We start from the raw sequence: 24,259 nt of genomic DNA on the forward strand, positions 1-24,259 counted from the left end.
CCACAGATTTATCCACAAGCGGGATGCAACCTAGGGGCGACTTGGTTACCAGTTCGTTAATTTACAGCCAGTCTGGAAACAATGGTTTCGATTGTGTGAACAATTGGAAACGGTTCCGTTCGGTTGAACAGCGACTCACGCAACGCCCCGGCCGGGTGTGGCACTCATCGGGCTCCCGAATGAAGGAGACCTGACATGACCGATCTGCTTTGCGTTCTCGACACGCTCAAACGCCCGCGGCTTCTGATCCGCGCGGCCCGGCTGGGCGCCGGGCAGTACCGCCGCGAGTTGCATTTGCCGCGGCACCTGGACACGAGCGCCCTGCCCGACAGCGGCGCGGCACTGGCGGAGTTGCTCGCGCTCGAGGCGGAGCTTGACGCGGCCCGGCGCGGACGGCGCGCGGAGTACGCGGTGGCCCGGCACGTGGACGTGATGATTGCGATCATGGGAGAGGCGCGGCTGATCCGGGCCGCGTTGGTGCCCAAACCGGAGGCACCGGCGCAAGGCTTGCAGCCCGCGCCGGTGACGTGAAGGATCAGGCGAAGGCGTCTGGCATCGAAGCCTTCTTCTCGGCAACATAGGCGTTGAGCGCTTCGAGCACGCCGGGGTCGAGCGCGGGCTGCTGGTAATTGGCCAGCTGCTTTTCGACCCGGGTGGCGGCCAACGCCATCGTGTCCTGCTCGCCCTCGTCGGCCCATTGCTCGAACGGTTTGTAGTCGAGCATTTCGGACCGCCAGAAGGCGGTCTTGAAATTGGCCTGGGTGTGGGCGCAACCAAGGTAGTGCCCGCCCGGGCCGACCTCGCGGATGGCGTCCATCGCCTGGCCGTTCTCGTCGGTGTAGATGCCCTTGGCGAGGTGGTGGTAGACGCCCAACTGGTCGGCATCCATCACGAACTTCTCGAACGAGGACACCAGCCCGCCTTCGAGCCAGCCGCAGGAGTGCAGCATGAAGTTGACGCCCGCAAGAAGCCCCATGTTGAGGCTGTTGGCGGTCTCATAGGCGGCCTGCGCATCGGGCAGCTTGGAGCCGTTGAACGACCCGGCGGAACGGTAGGGCAGCCCCAGGCGGCGGGCCAGCTGTCCCGCGCCATAGGTGATGTGCGCGGCCTCGGGCGTGCCAAAGGTGGGCGCGCCGGAGTTCATGTCGATCGAGGTCACGAAAGCCCCCATGATGACGGGCGCGCCGGGATTGCAGAGCTGGTTGAAGGCGACGCCTGCCAGAGCCTCGGCCATGACCTGCGTAAGGGTGCCGGCCACGGTCACCGGGGCCATGGCGCCGCCGACGATGAAGGGCGACACGATGCAGGCCTGGTTGTTCTTGGCGTAGACCTCCATCGCGCCCATCATCACCTCGTCGAAGGTCAGCGGCGAGTTGATGTTGATCAGCGAGGTCATCACGGTGTTCTGCTGCACGAACTCCTCACCGAAGAGGATGCCGCACATGTCGACGCTGTCCTGCGCGCGGCTGGGCTCGGTCACGGAGCCCATGAAGGGCTTGTCCGACAGCACCATGTGCGCGCGCAGCATGTCGAGGTGACGCTTGTTCACGGGGATGTCGGTGGGTTCGCACACCGTGCCGCCCGAGTGGTGCAGCCACTTGGACATGTAGCCGAGTTTCACGAATTTCTCGAAGTCGGCCATCGTCGCGTAACGCCGTCCGCCCGCGTTGTCGCGCACGAAGGGCGGGCCATAGACCGGGGCAAAGACCAGGTTGTTGCCGCCCACGACGACGCTGCGCTCGGGGTTTCGGGCGTGCTGGGTGTATTGCGACGGCGCGGTCTTGATCAGCTCACGCGCGAGGCCGCGGGGGATGTGCACCCGCTCGCCCTGCACGTCGGCGCCGGCGTCTTTCCACATCTGGAGCGCCTTGGGGTTCTCGACGAAGTTGACGCCGATCTCTTCCAGAACGGTTTCGGCGTTGTGCTCGATCATCTCGAGCGCCTCTTCGTTGAGGATCTCGAAATTCGGGATGTTACGCTCGATATATTTGGCGGTTTCGACGCTGACGGCGGTACGTTCTGCGCGGCGGGCTGCGCCGCCTCCGCCCCGGGCCCGTCTGCGGGCTGCTGCTTCGGCCATATTCTGGTTCCCCAACGTGGACTTGCACCCTGATGAGAGTGCGACTGTCCCCTTAATTATCCGCTAATGCGGGCGAGTCGGGGGAGATTTGCGCCGTTTCACGGTCTATAACGACATTCGGGGGGATGATGAGGATGCGGCAGGCAAATGCGCGTGGGCTCTCGCCCACCCTACGAGATGTGGTAGCACGTCATGACCTTGCGCTGCTTGGTCAGGCACGCTCAAACCTGTTGCATCGCGCACGGGCTTTTCATATGGGCTTTGCATGACCCAGCATGACCGCCTTCTTATCATCGACTTTGGCAGCCAGGTGACGCAGCTGATCGCGCGCCGCCTGCGCGAGCTGAGCGTTTATTGCGAAATTCACCCGTTCCAGAACGTCACGGACGAATTCCTGAAGGACTTTGCGCCGAAGGCCGTGATCTTTTCGGGCGGCCCCGACACGGTAACGCGCGACGGCGCGCCCCGGCCGCCGCAATCGGTTTATGACCTCGGGGTGCCGATCCTTGGCATCTGCTACGGCCAGCAGGTCATGGTGCAGGACCTGGGTGGGCGCGTCGAAGGCGGCAAGATCTCGGGCGGCGGCGGCACGGCGGAATTCGGCCGCGCCTGGGTGTCGCCCACGGAAGAGCGCATCGAACTTCTGGCGGGCTGGTTCCTTGGCGAGCGCGAGCAGGTGTGGATGAGCCATGGCGACCATGTGGCCGAACTGGCGCCCGGGTTCGCGGTCTACGGCACCTCGCCGCACGCGCCCTTTGCCATCACCGCCGATCTGGAGCGGGATTTCTACGCGGTGCAGTTCCATCCGGAAGTGCATCACACGCCCAATGGCCGCACGCTTTACGAGAATTTCGTCAAGCGCGCCGGGTTCAAGGGCGACTGGACCATGGCCGCCTACCGCGAGGAGATGGTCGAGGCGATCCGCGAGCAGGTGGGCGACTCGAAAGTCATCTGCGCGCTGTCGGGCGGGGTGGACAGTTCCGTGGCGGCGGCCCTGATCCACGAGGCGATTGGCGAGAACCTCACCTGCGTCTTTGTCGATCATGGCCTGTTGCGCCTGAACGAGGGCGAGGAAGTCGTGGGCATGTTCCGCGACCACATGAATCTGCGGGTCATCCACGCGCAGGAGCAGGATCTGTTCCTTGGCGAGCTGGACGGCGTCTCGGACCCCGAGACCAAGCGCAAGATCATCGGCAAGCTGTTCATCGACGTGTTCCAGAAATACGCCGACGAGATCGAGGGCGCGGCCTTCCTCGCGCAAGGCACGCTTTACCCGGATGTCATTGAATCCGTCAGCTTTTCCGGCGGACCCAGCGTGACGATCAAGAGCCACCACAATGTCGGCGGCCTGCCCGAGAAGATGGGGCTGAAGCTGGTCGAGCCGCTGCGCGAATTGTTCAAGGACGAGGTGCGCGCACTTGGCCGCGAATTGGGCCTGCCCGACAGCTTTATCGGGCGCCACCCCTTCCCCGGCCCCGGCCTTGCCATCCGCTGCCCCGGCGAGATCACCCGCGACAAGCTGGAGATCCTGCGAAAGGCGGATGCCGTCTATATCGACCAGATCCGCAAGCACGGCCTTTACGATGAGATCTGGCAGGCTTTCGTTGCGATCCTGCCGGTGCGCACCGTGGGCGTGATGGGCGACGGGCGGACCTATGATTATGCCTGCGCGCTGCGCGCGGTGACGAGTGTCGACGGGATGACCGCCGATTACTACCCGTTCAGCCATGATTTCCTGGGCGAGACCGCGACGCGGATCATCAACGAGGTCGAGGGTATCAACCGCGTGACCTATGACATCACCAGCAAGCCGCCGGGCACCATCGAGTGGGAGTAGGCGCGTGCCCTCGGGCCCCCCGCCCCCAATAACGCCACGTTGAAATTCATGACGCCCCCGCATCATACCGGCTATCGGAGAGAGATCGACGGTCTTCGGGCCTTCGCGGTCCTGTCCGTCGTCGCGTTTCATGCCTTCCCGGACGCGGTGCCGGGCGGGTTCGTCGGGGTCGACGTATTCTTCGTCATCAGCGGCTTTCTGATCACCAGCCATATCTTCGAGAAGCTGGACCAAGGCGCGTTCAGCTTTGCCGACTTCTTTCAACGGCGTATCCGGCGGATCTTTCCCGCGCTGCTGGTGGTGATGTCGCTCAGCCTGCTGTTTGGCTGGCTGGTCCTTTTGTCGGACGAGTTCAACCAGCTTAGCCTGCACGTCGCCAGCGGGGCGGCGTTCATCAGCAACTTCGTCTTTGCCGCCGAGGCCGGCTATTTCGACGCCGCGGCCGAGGTAAAGCCGATGCTGCACCTGTGGAGCCTCGCGGTCGAGGAACAGTTCTATATCCTGTGGCCGCTGGCGCTTTGGGTGGCGTGGAAGCTGCGGGGCGGCCTGCTGATCCTGACCCTGATCGTTTTCGCGGCCTCCTTTGTCGTGAATGTCGTCTATGCCACCACGCATCCGGTCGAGACGTTCTTCTGGCCGTTCGGGCGCTTCTGGGAGTTGCTGAGCGGGAGCATTCTGGCGTGGTTTACGGTGCACCGCGACGGGCTCCAGGCCGGCGCGATCGTGCAAAAGCTGGCGGGCGCGCTGGGCCTGGTGCTGCTGGTCCTGTCGGTGGCGGTGATCGACCGGACGGTCGCCTTTCCGTCCTGGTGGGCGATTCTGCCCGTTCTGGGGTCGGTCCTGGTCATTTTCGGCGGGGCCACGGCCTGGGGTGTGGTCCCCCTCTTCACCAATCGCGTCGCGGTCTGGTTCGGCCTGATCAGTTATCCGCTTTACCTTTGGCACTGGCCGGTCCTGTCGTTCCTGCATATCGCAGAGGATGACGTGCCCCACCGGGATGCACGGGTCGCCGGCGTGGCGCTTGCGATCTTGCTGGCGTGGCTGACCTACCGCTTCATCGAGCGGCCGATCCGTTTCGGCAAGTTTGCGGAACCGGCGCGCGCGCTGTGGCTGGCGGCGGTCATGATGGCGGTCGGACTGGCGGGGTTCGTGATCAGCCGGACCGATTTCAGCGACAGCCACACCGCCCGGACAGTTTACCTGCGGGACGGTCTGGAACACAGGATCGGCCCCTCCAGCCGGTGGTTCGAAGGGCGTGATGGCTGGTTGTTCCTCGGCAACAACTATGACCGGACGGTGGCCAAGCTCCGATCCGACAGCCCGCCCCCGCCCGACGAGGTGGAAGACATGCGTGCGCTGTTCGCAAACATCGCCGAGACGGCGGCAAAATCCGGCACGCGTGTTGCCCTGCTTGTCGGTCCCAACAAGTCGTCGGTCTATCCCGAGTTCCTTCCGGCCGAGCTGACGCCTGCCGACAGCCGGTATTTCGACGCTTTCGCGCAAGCCCTGGACCCGATCCCGAACCTGACATTCCACGACCCCACAGCCGGATTTCTGCGGGGCAAGGGGGCCGAGGGCATACTCTATTACCGCACGGACACCCATTGGAACAGCAAGGGCGCGTTTCTTGCCTGGGCAGGGCTGATGCAGGCGCTCGGATTGCCGGTGCCCGAGGTGGCGTTTTCACCTGGGCCCGAATACGAGGGCGACATCATCAAGGGACTCGCCGGAATGGAAAGCTATCCGCTGCATTCCGGGGACAACTGGCTGTTCGAGTTCAGGCGGGAGTTCGAGCTGCAGCGGCGCGGCATTCCCGATGCGACCGTGTCTGATTCGTTCGGCGCGCGCGAGGTGGTGACCAACTCGAAACCGCCGTCGGACATGACGGTGTGGGTTGTCGGCGATTCCTTCGCCCTTGCGGTGAAGCCGTTCATTGAAGCGTCGTTTCGCGAAGTTCACCACAAGGGGCACTGGCGTGAACGGCTGCCGCGTCTGGCGCAGGATCTGGAGGCCGCCGACGACAAACCGGATCTGATCGTCGTCATCCGGGTCGAAAGAACCTTCTGAACCGCGCGTGGCCGAAGCTTGGACCATCGCGCACTCAGGTCTTGGAAAGCCCGTTGCGGCTCTTTAGAGATCATGTGACTTACAGAGCGTGGGTGGCCCGCTCTGCGCTATGGCCCATTGGCTGACCCGAGGACTAGATGACCGACAACCTGCAAGACCCGGCGCGGGACACCGCGGTGCCCGTTCTGCGCGCGGGGGTGTTCATGATGGGCGCGGTGGCGTCCTTCACCCTGATGGCCGTGGCCGGGCGGCAAGTGAGCTTCGAGCTGGATACCTTTGAAATCATGATGTTTCGCAGCATCGTGGGCCTCGTCGTGGTGATGGGGTTCGTACTGGCGCAGGGGCGTCTGCACGAGCTGCCGACGCAAAAGACCGGCACGCATCTGTTGCGCAACGTCTTTCACTTCACCGGTCAGAACCTGTGGTTCTTCGCGATCACCATGATCCCGCTGGCGCAGGTCTTCGCATTGGAATTCACCACGCCCTTGTGGGTGCTGATCCTGTCGCCCCTGATGCTGGGCGAGCGGATGACGCGGATGCGGGTGATTGCCGCCGTGCTGGGGTTTATCGGCATCCTGATCGTGGCGCGGCCCACGCCCGACACGCTGAATATCGGTACCGCGGCGGCGGCGGCCTGTGCCATCGGCTTTGCCGGGACATATATCTTTGCCAAGCGTCTGACGCGGACGGAATCTCTGACCTGCATTCTGTTCTGGATGACCGTGATGCAGGCCGTGTTCGGCCTGGTCTGTGCGGGCTTTGACGGGGATATCGCCCTGCCCTCGCTCGTCAGCCTGCCGTGGCTGGTGGCCATCGGCATCTGCGGTCTGACGGCGCATTTCTGCATCACGTCGGCCTTGGCGCTGGCGCCGGCCACGCTGGTCAGTCCGATCGATTTCATGCGGCTGCCGGTGATCGCGATCGTGGGTCTGCTGGTCTATGACGAGGCGGTGAGCGTCTTTGTCTTCGTCGGCGCGGCCCTGATTTTCGGCGCGAATTACCTCAACCTCTGGTCCGAGACCCGCAAGAGGTGAACCGAACGGTTCGGAATGGCCTCGGGCTGTGACATTCTTGCACGCACGTCCCCTGCTCCTTGCTTCATGACGTCGCGTAAAAATTGACCGATTTTCACACGCAACAGTAGTGTGACTTAGTGTTCTGGAGGAGAGTAACTCATGAAAAAACTGGCATTGGCCGCCACCACTCTCGGCCTTGCGGCAGGCACCGCCCACGCGGGCGGACTGGACCGTAGCTATACCCCGATCGATCCCTTGTTCGAGCAAGGCAACTATGCCGAGCTGTCGTTCGGTTTCACCATGCCGGATGTGACCGGCTCTGACTTGGCTGGCAACTCGATCAGCAACGTGGCCGGGGATTACTCCACCGTCGGCTTCGCGTTCAAGGTCGATTTCAATGAAAAGCTGTCGCTGGCGATGATCTATGACCAGCCCTATGGCGCCGATACGGCCTACGGCGGCAACCCGGCGACCACCCTGCTGGGCGGCACGAGCGCCGATGCCGAAACCCACGCGCTGACCGCGCTGGTGCGCTGGAAATTCACCGACCGGATTTCGGCCTATATCGGTCCGCGCTTCCTGAATGCCGAGGGCGACATCACGATTGCGGGCCTGGCCTATGGTCCGGCCAACGGCGCCAACTTCCGCTTCGCAAACACGACCGGCGCGGGATACGTCGTGGGCGCAGCCTATGAAGTGCCGGAAATCGCGCTGCGTGCGTCGCTGACCTATCACTCGCCGGTCGACCTGCGCTTCCGCACCACCGAAACCATTCCCGGCGCGGGCACGTTCACGACCTTCACGAACTCGGAGACGCCCGAGACGATCGAACTGTCGGTTCAATCGGGTATCAACCAAAGCACACTGATTTTCGGTTCGATCCGTCACGCCAAGTGGTCGGACTTCACCCTGACGCCGACGATCTTCGGTAACAACCTGGCCAGCTTTGACGACATCACCACCTACGAGATCGGTGTCGGCAAGCGCTTTACCGAGAAATTCTCGGGCAGCATCGCGATCAGCTACGAAGACACCAGCGGTGACGATCTGGTTTCGCCCCTCGGGCCGACCAACGGCCAGACGGGCATCACCGTCGGTGGCGAGTACAAGGTCAGCGACAGCCTCGATGTGTCGGGTGGCGTGCGCTACACGATGCTGGGCAACGGCGTGCCGCAGACCGGGGGCACCCCGCGCGGCAACTTCCGCAACAATGACGCGATCAGCGTGGGCATGAAGCTGGGCTACCACTTCTGACCCCTGCTGCACTCAAGATCGGAAAACCCCGCCGTCCACTCCGGCGGGGTTTTTCTTTGGCTGCAACGGATTGAGGTTTGACGCCCTCCGCGTCGCTGTCTACCAAAGCGGCGCAAAGGGAGCTTGGACAATGATCTACCAGACCGCGCAGGATTGGCGGGATGCGCCGCACAAACGGGTGCTGCTTTACGGCATGTCGGGACTGGGCAAGACCCACCTGTCGAACATACTGCGCGAGGCGGGCGACTGGTTTCACTATTCCATAGATTACCGGATCGGCACCCGCTACATGGGCGAGTTGATCGCCGACAACGCCAAGGCGCACGCGATGAAGGTGCCGTTTCTGCGAGACCTGCTGAAGACGGACTCGATCTATATCGGCTCGAACATCACCTTCGACAACCTGTCCCCGGTGTCCACCTACCTGGGCAAACCGGGCGACCCAGACAAGGGCGGGCTGCCGATCGACGAATATCGCACGAGGCAGGATCAGTTCCGGAACGCGGAGATCAACGCGCTGATGGATACCGGTCATTTCATCGAACGCGCGGGGCGGCTCTATTGCTATCCGAATTTTGTCTGCGATACCGGCGGGTCGATCTGTGAATGGGTCGATGGCGACGATCCGGACGATCCGATCCTGACGGAACTGTCGTCTCACTGTCTTTTGATCGGGCTGAAAGGCGACGAGGCGCACCGGCAGGAACTGATCCGCCGCTTCGACCGCGCGCCCAAGCCGATGTGCTATCAGCCCGAGTTCCTGGCGGCTGCCTGGGCGGAATACCTGCACGAAAACAATGTTGAAGAAGGCGACGTTGAACCCGATCACTTCATTCGCTGGACCTATGCCCGCGCGCTGGCACACCGCGCGCCACGCTATGCGGCGATGGAGAAGTGGGGCATCACGCTGACCGCCGACGAGGTGGCGCAGGTCACAACCACCGAGAGTTTCGAGGCGCTGGTGGCCGGAGCCCTTGAGCGTACGGAATAAACCTTTATCTAGGCCTGATCCCCGACACAGGTTCCGACATGCCCATCAAGATCCCCGCCAGCCTGCCCGCCTTTGACGTCCTCACCCGCGAGGGGGTGATGGTGATGGACGAGGACCAGGCGTCGCGGCAGGATATCCGGCCCTTGCGGATCGGGTTGCTGAACCTGATGCCCAAGAAGATCCAAACCGAGAACCAGTTCGCCCGGCTGATCGGCGCGACGCCGTTGCAGATCGACCTGAGCCTGATCCGCATGTCAGAGCATCGCACCAAGAACACCGCCGCCGACCACATGGAAAGCTTTTACCGGCCCTTCAGCGAGGTCGAGGCGACGGGAGAGAAATTCGACGGGCTGATCATCACCGGCGCGCCGATCGAGCATCTGGAGTTTTCCGACGTCACCTATTGGGACGAACTTGTGCGCGTCTTCGAGTGGACAACCACCCACGTGCATTCGACCTTCGGCGTCTGCTGGGGCGGGATGGCGATGATCAACCATTTCCACGGGGTCAAGAAGCACCTGCTCGACGCCAAGGCGTTCGGATGTTTCCGGCACCGCAACATGGCGCCCGCCTCACCCTTCCTGCGCGGGTTTTCCGACGATTGCGTGATCCCGGTCAGCCGCTGGACCGAGGTGCGCCGTGCCGAGATCGAGACGGTCGACGGGCTGGAGGTCCTGCTGGACAGCGACGAGGTTGGCCCCTGCCTGGTGCAGGACAACGCGGCGCGGGCGCTGTATATCTTCAACCACCTGGAATACGACAGCGACACGCTTAAACAGGAATATGACCGCGACGTTGCGCAAGGCACGCCGATCAACGTGCCCTGCAACTACTACCCCGACGATGACCCCTCCTGCCTGCCGCAGAACCGGTGGCGCAGCCATGCGCATCTGCTTTACGGCAACTGGATCAACGAAATCTACCAGACAACGGCCTTTGATATGGACACGATCGGGCTAGGTTCCGGCTGGTAACGATTTTGGGCGGATCCCGGTGAAAGGTGGACATATGAAACGCAACTTGGTCTGGGCGGCGCTTGGCGCCGTCGCGCTGTTGTCGAGCTGTGCGGGGTTGGCCGGGGTCAAGGAACGCACCGCCGAGCAAACCCACCCGCCGCTGGGCCGGTTTGTCGAGGTGGACGGCACCCGCGTGCATGTCTGGGTCGAGGGGTCGGGGCCGGACCTGGTGCTGATCCACGGCGCCGGCGGCAACCTGCGCGACTTCACCTTTGACCTGGCAAAACGGCTGACGTCCCGCTACCGGGTCATTGCGTTCGACCGGCCGGGACTGGGCTATACCGAGCGCCTGCCGGGCTATGGCGGCGTCGGCAGCACCGAGGGCGAAAGCCCGCGCGAACAGGCCGCGTTATTGCAAAAGGCCGCGGCACAGGTCGGCGTGCGGCGGCCCGTGGTGGTCGGCCACAGTTTCGGCGGCGCGGTGGCGCTGGCCTGGGGGCTGAACGCGCCACGGGATACGTCGGCGCTGGTCCTGCTGGCGGGCGTGTCGAACCCCTGGCCCGGCGATCTGGGCACCTTCTACAACGTCACCGGCACCGCCCTCGGCGGGGCCACGGCAGTGCCTGTGATCACCGCGCTGGCCTCGGAGGAGCGGATCGAGCGCAGCATCGAGGGCACTTTCGCGCCGCAAAGCGCGCCCGATGGCTATTCCGAGTATCTCGGCCCCGGGCTGACCCTGCGGCGCGAGACGTTGCGGGCAAACGGTCAGCAGGTGCTGGGCCTGCGCCCGCATATCGTGGAAATGTCGAAGCAGTATCGCGATACGCTGCGGATGCCGGTCGAGATCGTGCATGGCGATACCGATAGCACCGTGCCGCTGGACGTGCATTCGATCCCGCTGTCGAAACAGCTGCGGCGCGGCAACCTGACGGTGCTGGATGGCGTGGGCCACATGCCCCACCATGTGCGCCCCGAGGCGACCGTCGCGGCAATCGACCGCGCGGCCTCTCGCGCCGGATTGCGTTAAGCCGCTTAACATCCCATAATCGCCCCAAAATCAAGGGAGTGGCTGCATGGACCTGCCATTTGACGGCGCGATCGGCACCTATTTCAAAAGCGAGGCCCCCGAGGAGGTTCGCAACGCCATCCGGCGGGCAGACAAGGGCGATATCCTGTCGTCCGACTACCCCCATTCCGACCGGATGCCGCGCAAAGCCTATGAGCGGGATCTGCACCGCCTGCAGATCGAACTGGTCAAGCTGCAAGCCTGGGTCAAGGAAAGCGGCGCGCGGGTCATTTGCGTCTTCGAGGGGCGCGACGCGGCCGGCAAGGGCGGCACGATCAAACGCTTCCGCGAGAACCTGAACCCGCGTGGTGCGCGCGTCGTGGCCTTGCCGAAACCGTCCGAGACGGAAGCCACCCAATGGTATTTCCAGCGCTATATCGACCACCTGCCTGCGGGCGGCGAGATCGTTTTCTTCGACCGCTCATGGTACAATCGCGGCGTCGTCGAAAAGGTTTTCGGCTTTTGCACTGACGCGCAGCGCGAGCATTTCTTTCACCAGGTCGGCGATTTCGAGAGGATGCTGGCCGACGAGGGCATTCACCTGTTCAAGTTCTGGCTGAACGTGGGGCGCGCCGAACAGTTGCGCCGTTTCATGAAGCGAGAGACCGATCCGCTGAAGCAATGGAAGCTCAGCTGGATCGACGTCGAGGGGCTTAAGAAATGGGACGCCTATTCCGAGGCCATTTCCGAGACGCTGGCGCGGTCGCACGGCACCCACGCGCCCTGGACCGTCGTACGCTCGGACGACAAGCGGCGGGCGCGGGTCGAGACGATCCGGCATGTGCTGCTCAATATCGACTACGACCACAAGCTGCCGAAATCGCTGGGCGTCCCCGATGCTTCGGTCTGCGGCGGGCCCGAGATCTGGGATGCCTAAGCGCGGCTATCACCACGGCAACCTGCGCCAGGCTCTGGTCGACGCGGCGCTGACCTTGATCGAGGAGAAAGGCCCGACCGGTTTCACCCTGTCGGAGGCCGCCAAGCAGGCCGGCGTGACCCCGGCGGCGGTCTATCGCCATTTCGGCGGACGCGAGGACCTGATCGCCGAGGCGGCGCGGCAAGGCTACGAGATCTTCGCCGACGTGATCGAATACGCCTATGGCACCGGGCAGACGGCGCTGAGCGCCTTCGCGGCGACGGGCCGTGCCTACCTGGCGTTCGCGCGGAAATACCCGGGCCACTACATCGCGATGTTCGAAAGCGGCATCTCGGTCAACCGCAATGCGGACCTCGCCGCCGTGTCGGGCCGCGCACGCGCCGTGCTGGAACGCGCCGCAGAGGGCTTGTCAGCCCATATCCCCCCGGACAAGCGCCCGCCGACGGCGATGGTGTCGGCGCATGTCTGGGCGCTCAGCCACGGCGTGGTCGAGCTTTTCGCCCGCAACTCGCCCGGCACCCAAAGCCCCTTCCCGCCCGAGGACTTGCTGGAATCCGGTATCGGGATCTACCTGCGAGGATTGGGATTGTTGCCGCCGGACAGCTGACGGCACTTGTTGCGAGTACGGCCCTCGCGCCCGCGTCACCTGCGCCCGTCGCCGAACAGCGCCTTGTCCAGCAAGGGCGCCACGGCGTGAGCAGCCGGGGCCGAGATGTGATCCGCGTCCTTGTAGAGCAACACGCGGTTGAGCAACCAGGCATACCGTCCATCTCGCTCGAAGAACGCGTTGACCGAGATCAGTTCAGCGCCGAGGTCGTCTGCGACGTCCACCAGGATCGTGCGGGCGCCGCGCATCAGCTCGTCATGCACCCGGGTGTCGATGAAACTGCGGGCGATATCGGCCTCGAACTCGGCTTCCGGCAGGTCGCGCAGGATCGCCTGCCCGAGCACGTTGATCGGCAAGACCACCTGCTGCGGCACCTGGTCCAGGACCACGACACGAATGCCGGCATCCCTGTAGTGGGAAATCGTCTCGCGCAGGCCGGTCTCGAAGCTGGCGAACCACTCCGCGTCGCTTTGCCTGCGGTTGTCGGGATCGGTCGAGATCATGAACCGCCGCGGCTTGCTCGGGACATCGCCCTTGACGTAAAGGCTCCACCTTGCGGCGAGGAATACCATGTCGACCCCGCGTGCGACGGCTTCTTCCGCATGGGCCCGGACGCGGTCATGGCACTCCTGCGCCGACTGGCCGCCGTTGACGAGGTAAACGCCCAACAAGGGCGGGCAGGCCGGGTGGATGCCGTGCAAAACGCCGATGTGCCGCATGGCCGCGATTTCGTCGAAGGCCGGCAGGATCGCGCCCGCATGACTGTCGCCCATTACCGCGATTGTCGTGCTGGCCTCCTCGCTGTCGCGCATCAGGCACAGATCGCCGGGGCTTTCGGGCGCGCCACCGGGACATGAACCACCAAGGTTCTCGGTCTCGTCCTTCGTGAAAAGATCGAGATACGCCTCAGGTCCCTTGCCGTCCAAGCGTTGCGGCACGCCGTTTAATGCCAGAACCGTAAAGCCCATGGCGCCGAAGGCGACGATCCCCCCGAGGCTGGCGCCGAACACGGCGCTGCGCGACGGCAGCCAACCCGAGCGGCGAAACGGCCGCTCGACAAACGCCCAGGACAGCACCGCCAGAGCGAAGGACAAAGCGATCAGAGCCCAGATCAGACCAGGCACCGCCATGCTCCAGCCGCGGATGCGGGCGAAGGCAAAGATCGGTTGATGCCAGAGGTAGAGCGAATAGCTGATCAGACCGATACCGACCATCGGGCGCCACGACAGGGCCCGCGCCGTCAGAGTCTCGCGCGCTGCGAAGAGGATGACCAGCATCGCACCGACGATCGGCACCAGCGTGTAGCCCGAGGGCGATGGATCTTCGGGGCCAAGCCAGAAAACGCTGCCCACGATCAGCGCAAGGCCGAGTGCGGCCAGCGCCTCGCTCCGCATTTGCGGGCGGTTCAGCAGGACCGCGGCACAGATCGATCCGGCCAGCAACTCCCACAGGCGCGACGGGGTGAAGAAGAAGTTTTCGCCCGGCATGTTCCACGCGCCCCATATGGCCATCGCGATGGACGCAGCGGCGCAAAGGGCGAAGACCGCGACATGCCGACCGCGCCGGAAGCGGCCCAGGGCCCACAGCAGCGCCGGAAACAGGATATAGAACTGTTCCTCGACCGCGAGGCTCCAGGTGTGCAGCAGCGGACGCAGGTCGGCCGAGACGTCGAAATAGCCCGAATGTTCGAGGAAATGGACGTTCGAAATGAAGAGAACGGTAAAGCCCAGGCTGCGCGCGAAATCCTCCAGCGGATCGGGTGGAATCCACATCCACGCGAAGGGCACGCAACAGGCCAGGACAAGGAAAAGCGCTGGCAGGATGCGCCGCGCGCGACGCTCGTAGAACCGCCACAGACTGTAGGTGCCGGCCTCGCGGTCGGAAATCAGGATCGTGGTGATCAGGTAGCCGGAAATGACGAAGAAGATGTCGACGCCGATATAGCCGCCGCCGAATGCGGTAAAGCCCGCGTGAAAAAGGATGACCGGCAGCACGGCAACCGCCCTGAGACCGTCGATTTCACGCCTGTATTTCAAACCGGACTGCCCTGTAAGTTCGCGGTATCCGTGAACCCGATACAGGGCTGCGTTGCAAGAAAAAAGCGCGGCACCCGCGGGGTCGGCGCTGTCGCATGGCGTGGTGGAGCTGTTCGCCCGCAACTCGCCCGGGCCCCAAAGCCCCTTCCCGCCCGAGGATCTGCTGGAATCAGGGATAGGCATCTACCTGCGCGGCCTGGGCCTGTTGCCGCCGGACCAGTAGGCACCGCCCCGCTCTTCCTCTGGCTCTAAATATCCCGGGGGTTTGGGGGCTGGCCCCCAATTCAACCTGTATTTGGGGGCTGGTCCCCAATCGACGCTGAGTTTGGGGCTGGCCCCCAATCGGATCGCTGGTTGCGTCCATTCAAAGAAATTGTCTAACGACGATGAAAACAAGCAGGGCGCCTGACAAGGCACCATAAGTTCCCCAGTTAAGAATCCTGATCACCTGTTTGGTCAGCTTATGGTGATCGGCAGTTAGTTTCGTATAGAGAATGAAACGCGGGTTGAGGACAACACCTCGTTTCTCGGCCTGACGCGTGACGTAGGTGGCCGAGCCGATCCAAGCGAAAAGGTAGAAGATCAACAGGCTGGTGACAAACATGGTCGCATCGCTTTTCCTCAGCGTACTGGCATAGGCCTCCAAAGAAAAGGGCCGCCCAACCGGACGGCCCTCTCCGAAACTCTGAACCCAAAGCTTAACGCTTGGAGAACTGGAAGCTCTTGCGGGCCTTGGCGCGACCGTATTTCTTGCGCTCCACCACGCGGCTGTCGCGGGTCAGGAAGCCTGCCGCCTTCAGCGCGCCGCGCAGCGACGGATCATAAAGCTGCAGAGCTTTCGAGATGCCGTGCTTGACCGCACCGGCCTGCCCCGAAAGGCCGCCGCCCTTGACGGTGGCCTGAACGTCGAACTGGTCTTCGACACCGGCCACCGTGAACGGTTGGCGCAGGATCATCTGCAGCACCGGGCGGGCGAAGTACTTGTTCATTTCCTTGCCGTTGACCGAGACCTTGCCCGAGCCGGGCTTGATCCAGACGCGGGCGACCGCGTCCTTGCGCTTGCCGGTGGCGTAGGAACGGCCCAGGTCGTCGCGGACAGGCTCGCGCGGCGCTTCCTCGGGCGTGCCCTGGACACCGCCGATATCATCGGTGACGGCTGCTTCGAGACCGTCGAGTGTTTTGATTTCGTCAGCCATGTCTCTTACACCCGCGTGTTTTTCTTGTTCATGGATTTCACATCCAGCGCTTCGGGGCTTTGCGCCTCGTGCGGATGTTCGGTGCCGGCGTAGACGCGCAGATTGGTCATCTGGCGGCGTGCAAGGCGGTTCGAAGGCAGCATGCGCTTGACGGCCTGCATGACGACGCGCTCGGGGTGGGCGCCCTCCAGAATTTCCGCCGTGGTGCGCGACTTGATCCCGCCCGGGTGGCCGGTGTGCCAGTAGTTGGGTTTCTCGCGCTTCTTGCCGGTCAGCTGCACCTTGTCGGCATTGATGACGATGACGTTGTCACCCATGTCCTGGCTCGGTGTAAAGCTGGGCTTGTGCTTGCCACGCAGGCGCGTGGCGACGATCGAGGCAAGGCGGCCCAGAACGATGCCGTCGGCATCGATCACGATCCACTTCTTGTCGATATCTGCCGGTTTTGCAGAAAAGGTTTTCATGGTCTTGTCCCCAAGGGTCAGAGGGTCATAATTCGGATTGCGGGGTTATATAGGCTCAGAAGAACAGTTCAAGCGGGAAATGTGCGTTATTTTTGTTCATAAACAAAGACTTGTTATTTAGGTATCATTTTACCCCATATGGAAAGCCTGATTCACAACCCCGGCCCGCCACTTGCCGCGCTGCTGCTGCTGGCGCTGTCCACGGCGCTTGGCATGGCGCAGGTGGCCAAGATCATCAAGGTCTACGAGGCCAAGCATGAACTGAAGCACGGCTCGGCCGGTTTCATCCGCGGTATCGCGGGCTGGTCGCTGGTGGCTTTCTGGGCCATGGCGGTCTGGTTCGTGGCCACGGTGATCGGCGACTGGTGGGCGACCGAGGACCTGGCCGGCGCGACGGACCGCGCCTGGCTGCGGCTGCGCATCCTGCTGGAGATCGCGGCGGCGATCGCGGATTCGGACTGATGGCAGGCCCGGTTCCCGGCGCACAGGCGATACAGGCCGCGCTGCAATGTCCCGACTGCGCCGGACAGTGCCGCTATAGTGCCGAGGCCACGGGGCTGCGCTGCGACAGTTGCGGTAATGTGCGATCGCTCGATACGCCCGACGACCACCTGGCCCAGACCGAGTTCGGCTATGACCCGGACGTGCCCGCCGAAGAGCCGAAAAGCCGCCCCGACCTGATGGAGCATGGCTGCCAGACATGCGGCGGGCACGTGATCTTCACCGGCCCGGCCCTGTCCGAGCGGTGTCCCTATTGCGACGGGCCGGTGGTTCTGGCCGACCCCGACATGGGGTTCGACACGATGGCGCTGATCCCCTTTCGCGTCACGCTGGAGACGGCCAAGGCCAATGCGCGGGACTGGGTGCGTGCGCGGATCGCGGCGCCGTCGGACCTGTGGACGCAGGTCGAAGACGGCCATTTCAGCGGGCTTTACGCGCCCTTCTGGACCTTCGACAGCAAGGAGGCCGTTCAATACTGGGCCAAGTACACCACCGGGTCCGGCAAGAACCGGCGCACGCATTCCACGGGTGGAGCGATGAACGTCGACTTCGATGACCTGCTGGTGCCGGCCTCGACCCATGTGACACCGCTGATCCGCGACGGCATCCTGCACGAATTCTATCCCGACCGCCTGCGCCCCTATCGCGCGGGCTACCTGGCCGGGTTCGCGGCCGAGCGCCATCATCAGACCGTGGCGCAGGGGTTGGACGCCAACGCCAGCGACAAGCGGCTGCTGATCCGCAACCGGATCAAGCGGCATATCAACAAGCGCGGCGTGCATGATATCCGCTATCGGACCGACACGACGGGCATCCATTACCGGCGCATCCTGCTGCCGGTCTGGATCCTGCATTACGTCTATGAGGGCAAGGCGCAGAAGGTCGTCGTCTCGGGGATCGACGGGCGCACCTTCGGCGAACGGCCCTTATGTAAATTGAAGCTGATGGGCTATGCCGCCGCCCTTAGCGCGCTGGTGATCGGCTTCGGCCTCGCGTGGGGCGCGGGTGGGTTGTTGTAGCCCGCGCTCAGACGCCGATGCCTTCGGGCGGGTTGTCCAACAGCCGGCGCAGACGCTGCATCGCGGCCTCGTAACTGGCAAGGCTGACGCCCGCGTTCACGGCTAGTCGCACGGCATGAGGCGAGGCCGCGTCGCGGCTGGCAAAATCCTCGGCCGAGCGGACCTGCACGCCCTGCTCCGCCGCCGCCTGGCAAAAGGCGGATGTGCGCCATCCCGGCGGCAGGGTCAGCCACAGGAACGGCACGTCGCGGCGCCATTTCACGTCGTACCCGCCCAGCACGTTCAGCGCGGCCTGGATGTAGTCGCCCGACTGGATGCGCACCTTGTCCATCAGCTCGTCCAGACCGGGATGTGACAACAGCGCCGCCACGAGGTCCGAGATCGGCGTGGCAAGCCCGAAGAACGAGGATTCCGCCGCGCGGCGCAGCGCCATGGACTGATCCCCGGGCGCCAGCGCAAAGCCCACGCGCAAGGCGGGCGTCACCGATTTCGACAGCGAGGCCACGTACCAGCCGCGCTCGGGGGCCAGCATCCGGTAGGCCGGGGCCTGTGACGGGCCTATGCGGTAGCAATCATCTTCGAGAATCTGCAGGTCGCACCGGCGAGCGGCCTCGACGATCTCGGCGCGGCGCTCGGCGGGGGTAAAAAGGCATGTGGGGTTATGCACCTCGGCGGAGGTGAACAGCATCTGGGCCTGGTGCTTTTGCGCCGCCGCCTCCAGCGCGTCGGGGCGCAATCCGTGGGCGTCCATCGCCACCGGGATCACCTCGGCCCGCAACAGGTCGGCGGCCCGCCGGAACCCCGGATAGCACAGCTCCTCGACCAGCACCGTGGGGCGCCGCCCGCAAAGGACGGTCTGCATGATCAGGATGATGGCGTTCTGCCCGCCATGGGCCAGCACCACGTCCTCTTCCGTGAACCGCCCCAGAGGCGCCTGGGACAGGAACCGCGCCGCCGCGGCACGGGCGGGCTGCATGTTCTGGCGGCTGGGGTAATGCATCACGCCAGAGGGCGGGTCCTCGGCAATCTGCGCCAGAAGCTGCCGGACAAGCCCGGCCTGCCCCACGCTGGGCAGGTGCGGCGAGATCATGTTGACGGCATAGCTGTCGCCGCCGGCGTTGTGTTCGACACTGTCGGCCTCGATCGGGAAGTAATCCGGGGGGATCGGCTTGGGCTCGGCCACGAAGGTGCCACGCCCGACCTCGGCCACCAGCGTGCCATCGTCCGTCAGCCCGGAATAGGCCCGCGCGACGGTGCCCGGCGTGATGCCCAGCCGCCAGGCAAGATCGCGCACGGGCGGCAGCTTGTCGCCCGGGGCAAGGCTGTGGTTGTCGATACCACTGCGGATCGCCTGCATCAGCGCCTTGTACTTGGGCGCGGCGGTGTCGGTCAGCTTGGGCTGCCAATTTGTACCCATGACAATATTTCCGTGGATTCGGACAATTGGACAATGTATCCCTCAATTGTGGCAATCGCACAATATTGTGTCAATACAATTTATCAGGAAAGGATACGCCATGACCAGTTTCACCCGCACCGACCGCACGGCACTCGAGGGGCTTTCCGCCCGCACCACCCTGCCCGCCCTGTCGCTGATCGCGGTACAGCTGGCATGGGCCTATGTCCTGTGGACGCAGCGCCGAAAGACACGGGTTCACCTGTCGCGGCTGGACGACCACATGCTGCGCGATATCGGCCTGACCCCGCGCGAGGCCGACATGGAAGCGCGCAAACCCTTTTGGAGACCGTAATCGTCCCCGATACGGATCTCTTCAAACTGGGCCGGGTTCATTCCCGGCCCTTTTTTCATGCCTTGGGGGGAATCGAGTAGGTCAGGCTGGCCCGCGCCACCGGCTGATCGAATCCGTCAGAGAAGATCAGCACGTCGCCCACGGCCAGAACACGGCCCAGTTTCAGCAGGCGGCAGTCGGCGATAAGGTCCGTGTTGGCGGCAGGCTTGCGCATGAAGTCGATGGAACAACTCGTGGTGACCGCCAGCGCCTCGCGGCCGGTCATGCTGAGGACCGCCATGTAGACCGCCACGTCCGCCAACGCAAAGATCGACGGGCCCGATACCGTGCCGCCGGGGCGCAGGTGGCGTTCCTCGACGTTCAGGCGCACGCGCAGCGCCATTTCCTCCAGGCTGTCGATGGTGAAGTCGCCCTTCACCTGCGGGAAGACCTCGTCGATATAGGCCATCAGATCGGTTGCATTCAGTTTCAGGGGCATGCTTTCCTCCGTGCGCGTGCCGGCGTAAGAAGGCACAAGCCCCAAGGAGGATCAAGATGACAATCCTGGAACGCCAAGACGACGGGGCCATCGCCCGTCTGACGATGAACCAGCCCGAGAAACTGAACGCGTTGAGCGACGGCATGCTGGAGGCGCTTCAGACCACGCTGGGCGAGATCGCGGCGGACAATTCGATTCGCGTGGTAACGCTGGCCGGCGAAGGCAAGGCGTTCTGCGCGGGGCATGACCTTAAGGAAATGACCCAGGGGCGGCAGGCCGAGGATGGCGGCAAGGCGTACTTCGCCGATCTCTTCTCGCGCTGCAGCAAGCTGATGCGCACGATCCGCGACCTGCCCCAGCCGGTCATCGCCCTGCCCCATGGCATCGCCACCGCGGCGGGCTGTCAATTGGTGGCGACCTGCGACCTGGCCGTGGCGGCGACGGGCACGCGGTTTGGCGTCAACGGGGTGAATATCGGGCTCTTTTGTTCCACACCCATGGTCGCGCTCAGCCGCAACATTCCGCGCAAGCAGGCGTTCGAGATGCTGACCACGGGCGAGTTCATCGATACCGACCTCGCGATCGAGCTGGGCCTGATCAACCGCGCTGTGCCGTATGATGCGCTGCAAGCCGCCGGAGACGATCTGGCCCATACCATCGCGGCCAAGCTGGGCGCGGCGGTGAAGATCGGCAAGCAGGCCTTCTACAAGCAGCTGGAAATGGGGCTGGACGACGCCTATGCCTTCACCGGCGAGGTCATGGTCGAGAACATGATGTGGCGCGACACCGAGGAAGGCATCAGCGCTTTTATCGAGAAGCGACCGCCGGAGTGGGATCAGTGACGCGGCAATAGACACGCCCAAGTTGATCTCCGTTGATTTCGCGCCCACCTATAGGAGAGTTTTCCGCCCAAGAGCGTTGCCGTTGAACGCGGCGCGCGCGCGCTTTGGAGCGATCTCTCCCCGCAAATCAATATATTAGCGGATTGTTAACGAATCGCGTCTGGTTTGTTCCTCAAAGGCCGGTTTATCGCGGCCCCAATTTGCTCATGATTGGACAGAGGTTGGTGCGACACAAAGCAGGATCACGCGATCCGTTTTTTAGCATCTCGGTTTTTCATACTCGTCGCACCAACCTCACGAAACATAAGTCCCCGCGCACGGGTGCAACGATGTCCAGCAGTGTTTCCGAAACCGTGCCACACTATTTCCACATTTGCCGTTTTGTCGCCACATTCGCTCCGGTACACCCGTAATCGGGGGCATCGTGTGGGGTTTGCACGACGCTATGATCACGGCGCTATGACATATCGGGTGGCAGTCTTCGGCATCTGGTCCCTCCTGGCCAGCCTCTCTCTGGCCATTCCATCGGAGGCCACTGACCTGCCCGACCCGGCAAACCGCGCGGAGTTCCCCACACCGGGGGCCACGTCGGTTCTGCTGGGCCGTGATCTGTTCTTCGACCCGATCCTGTCGGGCAATCGCAACATCGCCTGCGCCACCTGCCACCATCCCGACATGGGCAGCGGCGACGGCGTGTCGCTCAGCCTGGGCGAAGGTGGCCGCGGGCTTGGACCGGCACGGACCCGGGCCACGGACAACCCGCCCGAACGCCTGCCCCGCAACGCGCCGCCGCTGTTCAACCTGGGCGCGGCGGAGTTTACTGCCTTGACCCATGACGGTCGCGTCACCGCCAGCCAGACCGAACGCTACGGTATCTCTCTACCGGAGGATATTTTACTGGAACGCCCGGTCAGCCTGCTGGCCGCGCAGGCGTTGCTGCCGCTGGTGACGGTGGATGGAATGGCGGGCCACCCGGGCGAGAACATCATCGCGGATGCCGTGGCACAGGGCCGGATCGCGGGCTATGACGGTGCCTGGCAGAAGATCACCGAGCGGGTCTGGGACATCCCCGAGTATCGCCGCCGGTTCGAGTGGCTGATCGGCCCTGGCGAGCCATTGCATATTACCCATATCACCGCCGCACTGGCTGATTTCGTGGCCTACGAGTTCCGCGCCACCGACAGCCCGTTCGACGCCTTCCTGTCGGGCCAGGACGAGGCATTGAGCAACGACCAGCTGCGCGGCATGGCGCTGTTTTACGGCAAGGCAGGCTGTGCGGGCTGCCATTCGGGCACCTTCCAGACCGACCACGACTTTCACGCAATCGGCCTGCCCCAGATCGGGCCGGGAAAGGGGCACGGGGCGAACGGCAATTCCGATATCGGCCTCGGGGCGATCACCGGCGATCCTAGCGATGCCTACAAGTTCCGCACGCCGTCCTTGCGCAACGTGGCACTGACCGCGCCCTATGGCCATAACGGCGCCTATCGCGATCTTGGCGCGATGATCCGGCATCATGCCGACCCCGGCGCGGGGCTGGCGCAGTATCCCGGCCTGACGGCGGCCTATCTGCCAGACATCGGCGCGGACGAGACCGGGTTGGAGGCGGCGATGCGCGACGAGGCCGAGGTGCTGAGCATCTATGCCGCCGCGACCCTGCCCCGCACGCCGCTGACTGACATGGAGATCACCGCGCTTGTCGATTTCCTCGACGCGCTGACCGATCCGGTCTCGCGCACGGGTCGCCTCGGCGTGCCGGATGCCGTGCCCTCGGGCCTGCCGGTGGCCGGGCTGCCGGGTGACAGCTGACCCTTTCCAAACCGCCCTCGACCCCTTAAATGCGGGGCCATGACAGAGACACTTCATATCGTCGGCGGCGGCATGGCCGGGTCCGAGGCCGCGTGGCAGGCCGCGAACATGGGCGTGCGCGTGGTCATCCACGAGATGCGCCCCAAGGTCGGCACCTTCGCGCACCAGACCGGCGACCTGGCCGAGATGGTCTGCTCCAACTCCTTCCGCTCGGACGATGACGAGCAGAACGCCGTGGGCCTCCTGCACTGGGAAATGCGCCAGGCGGGAGGGCTGATCATGGAAATGGCCGAGACCCACCGCCTGCCCGCCGGCGGCGCACTGGCCGTGGACCGCGAGGCGTTCAGCCAGGGTGTCACCGCCCGGCTGCGGGCCCATCCCAACGTGACGCTCGAGGAAGGCGAGGTATCCACCCTGCCCGAGAGCGGGCGCTGGATCTTCGCCACCGGCCCGCTGACCTCGCAAGGGCTGGGCGCGGCCATCGCCGCCGAGACCGGCACCGACCGGCTGGCCTTTTTCGACGCCATCGCGCCGATTGTTTACCATGACACGATCGACATGAGCCAAGCGTGGATGCAGTCGCGCTATGACAAGGGCGAAACCGAGGAAGAGCGCACCGCCTATCTCAACTGCCCGATGTCGAAGGACCAGTACGAGGCCTTCATCGACGCGCTGCTGGCCGCCGACAAGACCGAGTTCCACGAAGGCGAGACAGCGACCTACTTCGACGGCTGCCTGCCCATCGAGGTGATGGCCGAACGCGGCCGCGAGACGCTGCGGCATGGCCCGATGAAGCCCGTGGGCCTGACCAATCCGCATCAGCCCGACGTGAAGCCCTGGGCGGTGGTGCAACTGCGCCGGGACAACGCGCTCGGGACGCTCTACAACATCGTCGGCTTCCAGACCAAGATGAAGTACGGCGCGCAAACAGATGTTTTCAAAATGATTCCCGGACTGGAGAATGCCAGTTTCGCGCGTCTTGGAGGCATCCACCGCAACACGTTCCTGAACTCGCCGACGTTGCTGGATGAACAGATGCGCCTGCGGGCCAAGCCGCATATCCGCTTCGCCGGGCAGATCACCGGCGTCGAGGGCTATGTCGAATCCGCCGCGATGGGCCTCTTGGCCGGGCGATTAGCGGCGGGCGAGATCCTGGACCGCCCCCTGCCCGCACCGCCGCAGGACACGGCAATGGGTGCACTTATCCATCACATCACCGGCGGGGCCGAGGCCAAGACATTCCAGCCGATGAACGTCAATTTCGGCCTGTTCCGCCCTGTCGACGGCCTCAAGGGCGGACGCCGGGGCCGGCGTGACCGTTACAAGGCCTATACCGACCGGGCCAAGACGGCCTGGACCGGCTGGCTGGGCGAAACAGCAGTGGACGCCGCCGAAACCGTGTGATTTTCTGC

Annotated in this window: 23 protein-coding genes and 1 pseudogene; 17 read left to right on the top strand and 7 right to left on the bottom strand. The window is 64.1% G+C overall.

The genetic code is table 11. The annotated features are described in order from the left end of the window. Positions 1-195: 195 nt before the first annotated feature. Complete coding sequence (locus C2I35_RS01435; RefSeq protein ID WP_103761249.1) at positions 196-531, top strand: DUF6477 family protein; 336 nt, start codon at positions 196-198, stop codon at positions 529-531. 4 nt (positions 532-535) lie between these two features. Here C2I35_RS01435 and C2I35_RS01440 read toward each other — a convergent pair whose 3' ends face one another. Further along, the gene (locus C2I35_RS01440; protein WP_103761250.1) at positions 536-2,080 is read right to left on the bottom strand and encodes a trimethylamine methyltransferase family protein; all 1,545 of its coding nucleotides are present in this window, start codon (positions 2,078-2,080) and stop codon (positions 536-538) included. A 265-nt stretch (positions 2,081-2,345) separates the two neighbouring features. Between C2I35_RS01440 and guaA the strand changes: the two genes are divergently transcribed. The 9 genes from guaA (at position 2,346) to C2I35_RS01485 (ending at position 12,751) form a co-directional block, all read left to right on the top strand. Continuing rightward, a complete protein-coding gene (gene guaA, locus C2I35_RS01445; protein ID WP_103761251.1) occupies positions 2,346-3,917 on the top strand; it encodes a glutamine-hydrolyzing GMP synthase in 1,572 nt (523 codons plus the stop codon). 48 nt (positions 3,918-3,965) lie between these two features. Further along, entirely contained in the window at positions 3,966-5,984 is a 2,019-nt protein-coding gene (locus C2I35_RS01450; RefSeq protein ID WP_103761252.1) for an acyltransferase family protein, read from the top strand. A 137-nt stretch (positions 5,985-6,121) separates the two neighbouring features. Next, on the top strand, positions 6,122-7,018 hold the full coding sequence (locus C2I35_RS01455) for a DMT family transporter (protein WP_245890361.1): 897 nt from the start codon (positions 6,122-6,124) through the stop codon (positions 7,016-7,018). Between the two features lie 141 nt (positions 7,019-7,159). After that, positions 7,160-8,254, top strand: a complete 1,095-nt coding sequence (locus C2I35_RS01460; protein WP_103761253.1) for an OmpP1/FadL family transporter — start codon at positions 7,160-7,162, stop codon at positions 8,252-8,254. 130 nt (positions 8,255-8,384) lie between these two features. After that, positions 8,385-9,245 carry an ATPase gene (locus tag C2I35_RS01465; protein WP_103761254.1) on the top strand — a complete coding sequence of 287 codons (861 nt, stop codon included), beginning with the start codon at positions 8,385-8,387 and terminating at the stop codon, positions 9,243-9,245. Between the two features lie 38 nt (positions 9,246-9,283). Further along, on the top strand, positions 9,284-10,219 hold the full coding sequence (gene metA, locus C2I35_RS01470) for a homoserine O-acetyltransferase MetA (RefSeq protein ID WP_103761255.1): 936 nt from the start codon (positions 9,284-9,286) through the stop codon (positions 10,217-10,219). A 34-nt stretch (positions 10,220-10,253) separates the two neighbouring features. Then, positions 10,254-11,228 carry an alpha/beta fold hydrolase gene (locus C2I35_RS01475; RefSeq protein WP_103761256.1) on the top strand — a complete coding sequence of 325 codons (975 nt, stop codon included), beginning with the start codon at positions 10,254-10,256 and terminating at the stop codon, positions 11,226-11,228. A gap of 46 nt (positions 11,229-11,274) precedes the next feature. Further along, positions 11,275-12,144: a polyphosphate kinase 2 gene (gene ppk2, locus C2I35_RS01480; RefSeq protein ID WP_103761257.1), complete on the top strand. Its 870-nt coding sequence runs from the start codon at positions 11,275-11,277 to the stop codon at positions 12,142-12,144. Further along, entirely contained in the window at positions 12,137-12,751 is a 615-nt protein-coding gene (locus C2I35_RS01485) for a TetR/AcrR family transcriptional regulator (protein WP_103761258.1), read from the top strand. The genes ppk2 and C2I35_RS01485 overlap by 8 nt, the downstream gene beginning before the upstream one ends. 35 nt (positions 12,752-12,786) lie before the next feature. Here the strand turns inward: C2I35_RS01485 and C2I35_RS01490 are convergent, their stop codons facing one another. Continuing rightward, the gene (locus C2I35_RS01490; RefSeq protein ID WP_170067090.1) at positions 12,787-14,787 is read right to left on the bottom strand and encodes an acyltransferase family protein; all 2,001 of its coding nucleotides are present in this window, start codon (positions 14,785-14,787) and stop codon (positions 12,787-12,789) included. A gap of 85 nt (positions 14,788-14,872) precedes the next feature. Between C2I35_RS01490 and C2I35_RS01495 the strand changes: the two are divergent. Next, positions 14,873-15,010: pseudogene (locus C2I35_RS01495) on the top strand (TetR/AcrR family transcriptional regulator); the annotation flags it as partial. Between the two features lie 141 nt (positions 15,011-15,151). On the opposite strand, the gene C2I35_RS01500 reads toward C2I35_RS01495, so the two are convergent. The 3 genes from C2I35_RS01500 to rplM form a co-directional block, all read right to left on the bottom strand. Then, on the bottom strand, positions 15,152-15,391 hold the full coding sequence (locus C2I35_RS01500; protein ID WP_146049944.1) for a hypothetical protein: 240 nt from the start codon (positions 15,389-15,391) through the stop codon (positions 15,152-15,154). Between the two features lie 94 nt (positions 15,392-15,485). After that, positions 15,486-15,983 carry a 30S ribosomal protein S9 gene (gene rpsI, locus C2I35_RS01505; RefSeq protein ID WP_057789222.1) on the bottom strand — a complete coding sequence of 166 codons (498 nt, stop codon included), beginning with the start codon at positions 15,981-15,983 and terminating at the stop codon, positions 15,486-15,488. 5 nt (positions 15,984-15,988) lie between these two features. Then, a complete protein-coding gene (gene rplM, locus C2I35_RS01510; RefSeq protein ID WP_103761261.1) occupies positions 15,989-16,447 on the bottom strand; it encodes a 50S ribosomal protein L13 in 459 nt (152 codons plus the stop codon). 138 nt (positions 16,448-16,585) lie between these two features. Here rplM and C2I35_RS01515 point away from each other — a divergent pair, with 138 nt between their 5' ends. Next, positions 16,586-16,909, top strand: a complete 324-nt coding sequence (locus C2I35_RS01515; protein ID WP_103761262.1) for a hypothetical protein — start codon at positions 16,586-16,588, stop codon at positions 16,907-16,909. Then, positions 16,909-17,967 (top strand): hypothetical protein, encoded by a 1,059-nt coding sequence (locus C2I35_RS01520; protein WP_103761263.1) that lies wholly within the window; start codon positions 16,909-16,911, stop codon positions 17,965-17,967. Before C2I35_RS01515 ends, C2I35_RS01520 begins: the two co-directional genes overlap by 1 nt. A 7-nt stretch (positions 17,968-17,974) precedes the next feature. Here the strand turns inward: C2I35_RS01520 and C2I35_RS01525 are convergent, their stop codons facing one another. Further along, positions 17,975-19,384 (bottom strand): aminotransferase-like domain-containing protein, encoded by a 1,410-nt coding sequence (locus C2I35_RS01525; protein WP_103761264.1) that lies wholly within the window; start codon positions 19,382-19,384, stop codon positions 17,975-17,977. Between the two features lie 100 nt (positions 19,385-19,484). On the opposite strand from C2I35_RS01525, the gene C2I35_RS01530 reads away from it, so the two are divergent. Continuing rightward, positions 19,485-19,718 (top strand): DUF1127 domain-containing protein, encoded by a 234-nt coding sequence (locus C2I35_RS01530; RefSeq protein ID WP_103761265.1) that lies wholly within the window; start codon positions 19,485-19,487, stop codon positions 19,716-19,718. Positions 19,719-19,773: 55 nt separating this feature from the next. Here the strand turns inward: C2I35_RS01530 and C2I35_RS01535 are convergent, their stop codons facing one another. Further along, a complete protein-coding gene (locus C2I35_RS01535) occupies positions 19,774-20,196 on the bottom strand; it encodes a PaaI family thioesterase (protein WP_103761849.1) in 423 nt (140 codons plus the stop codon). A 56-nt stretch (positions 20,197-20,252) separates the two neighbouring features. Here C2I35_RS01535 and C2I35_RS01540 point away from each other — a divergent pair, with 56 nt between their 5' ends. The 3 genes from C2I35_RS01540 (at position 20,253) to trmFO (ending at position 24,251) form a co-directional block, all read left to right on the top strand. Beyond that, positions 20,253-21,038 (top strand): enoyl-CoA hydratase, encoded by a 786-nt coding sequence (locus C2I35_RS01540; RefSeq protein ID WP_103761266.1) that lies wholly within the window; start codon positions 20,253-20,255, stop codon positions 21,036-21,038. 459 nt (positions 21,039-21,497) lie between these two features. Then, entirely contained in the window at positions 21,498-22,847 is a 1,350-nt protein-coding gene (locus C2I35_RS01545) for a cytochrome-c peroxidase (RefSeq protein ID WP_103761267.1), read from the top strand. A gap of 39 nt (positions 22,848-22,886) precedes the next feature. Further along, positions 22,887-24,251, top strand: coding sequence for a methylenetetrahydrofolate--tRNA-(uracil(54)-C(5))-methyltransferase (FADH(2)-oxidizing) TrmFO (gene trmFO, locus C2I35_RS01550; protein WP_103761268.1), 1,365 nt, complete (start codon positions 22,887-22,889; stop codon positions 24,249-24,251). Positions 24,252-24,259: the final 8 nt, after the last annotated feature.

The organism is Roseovarius confluentis (assembly GCF_002917925.1).
GTDB classification, from domain to species: domain Bacteria; phylum Pseudomonadota; class Alphaproteobacteria; order Rhodobacterales; family Rhodobacteraceae; genus Roseovarius; species Roseovarius confluentis.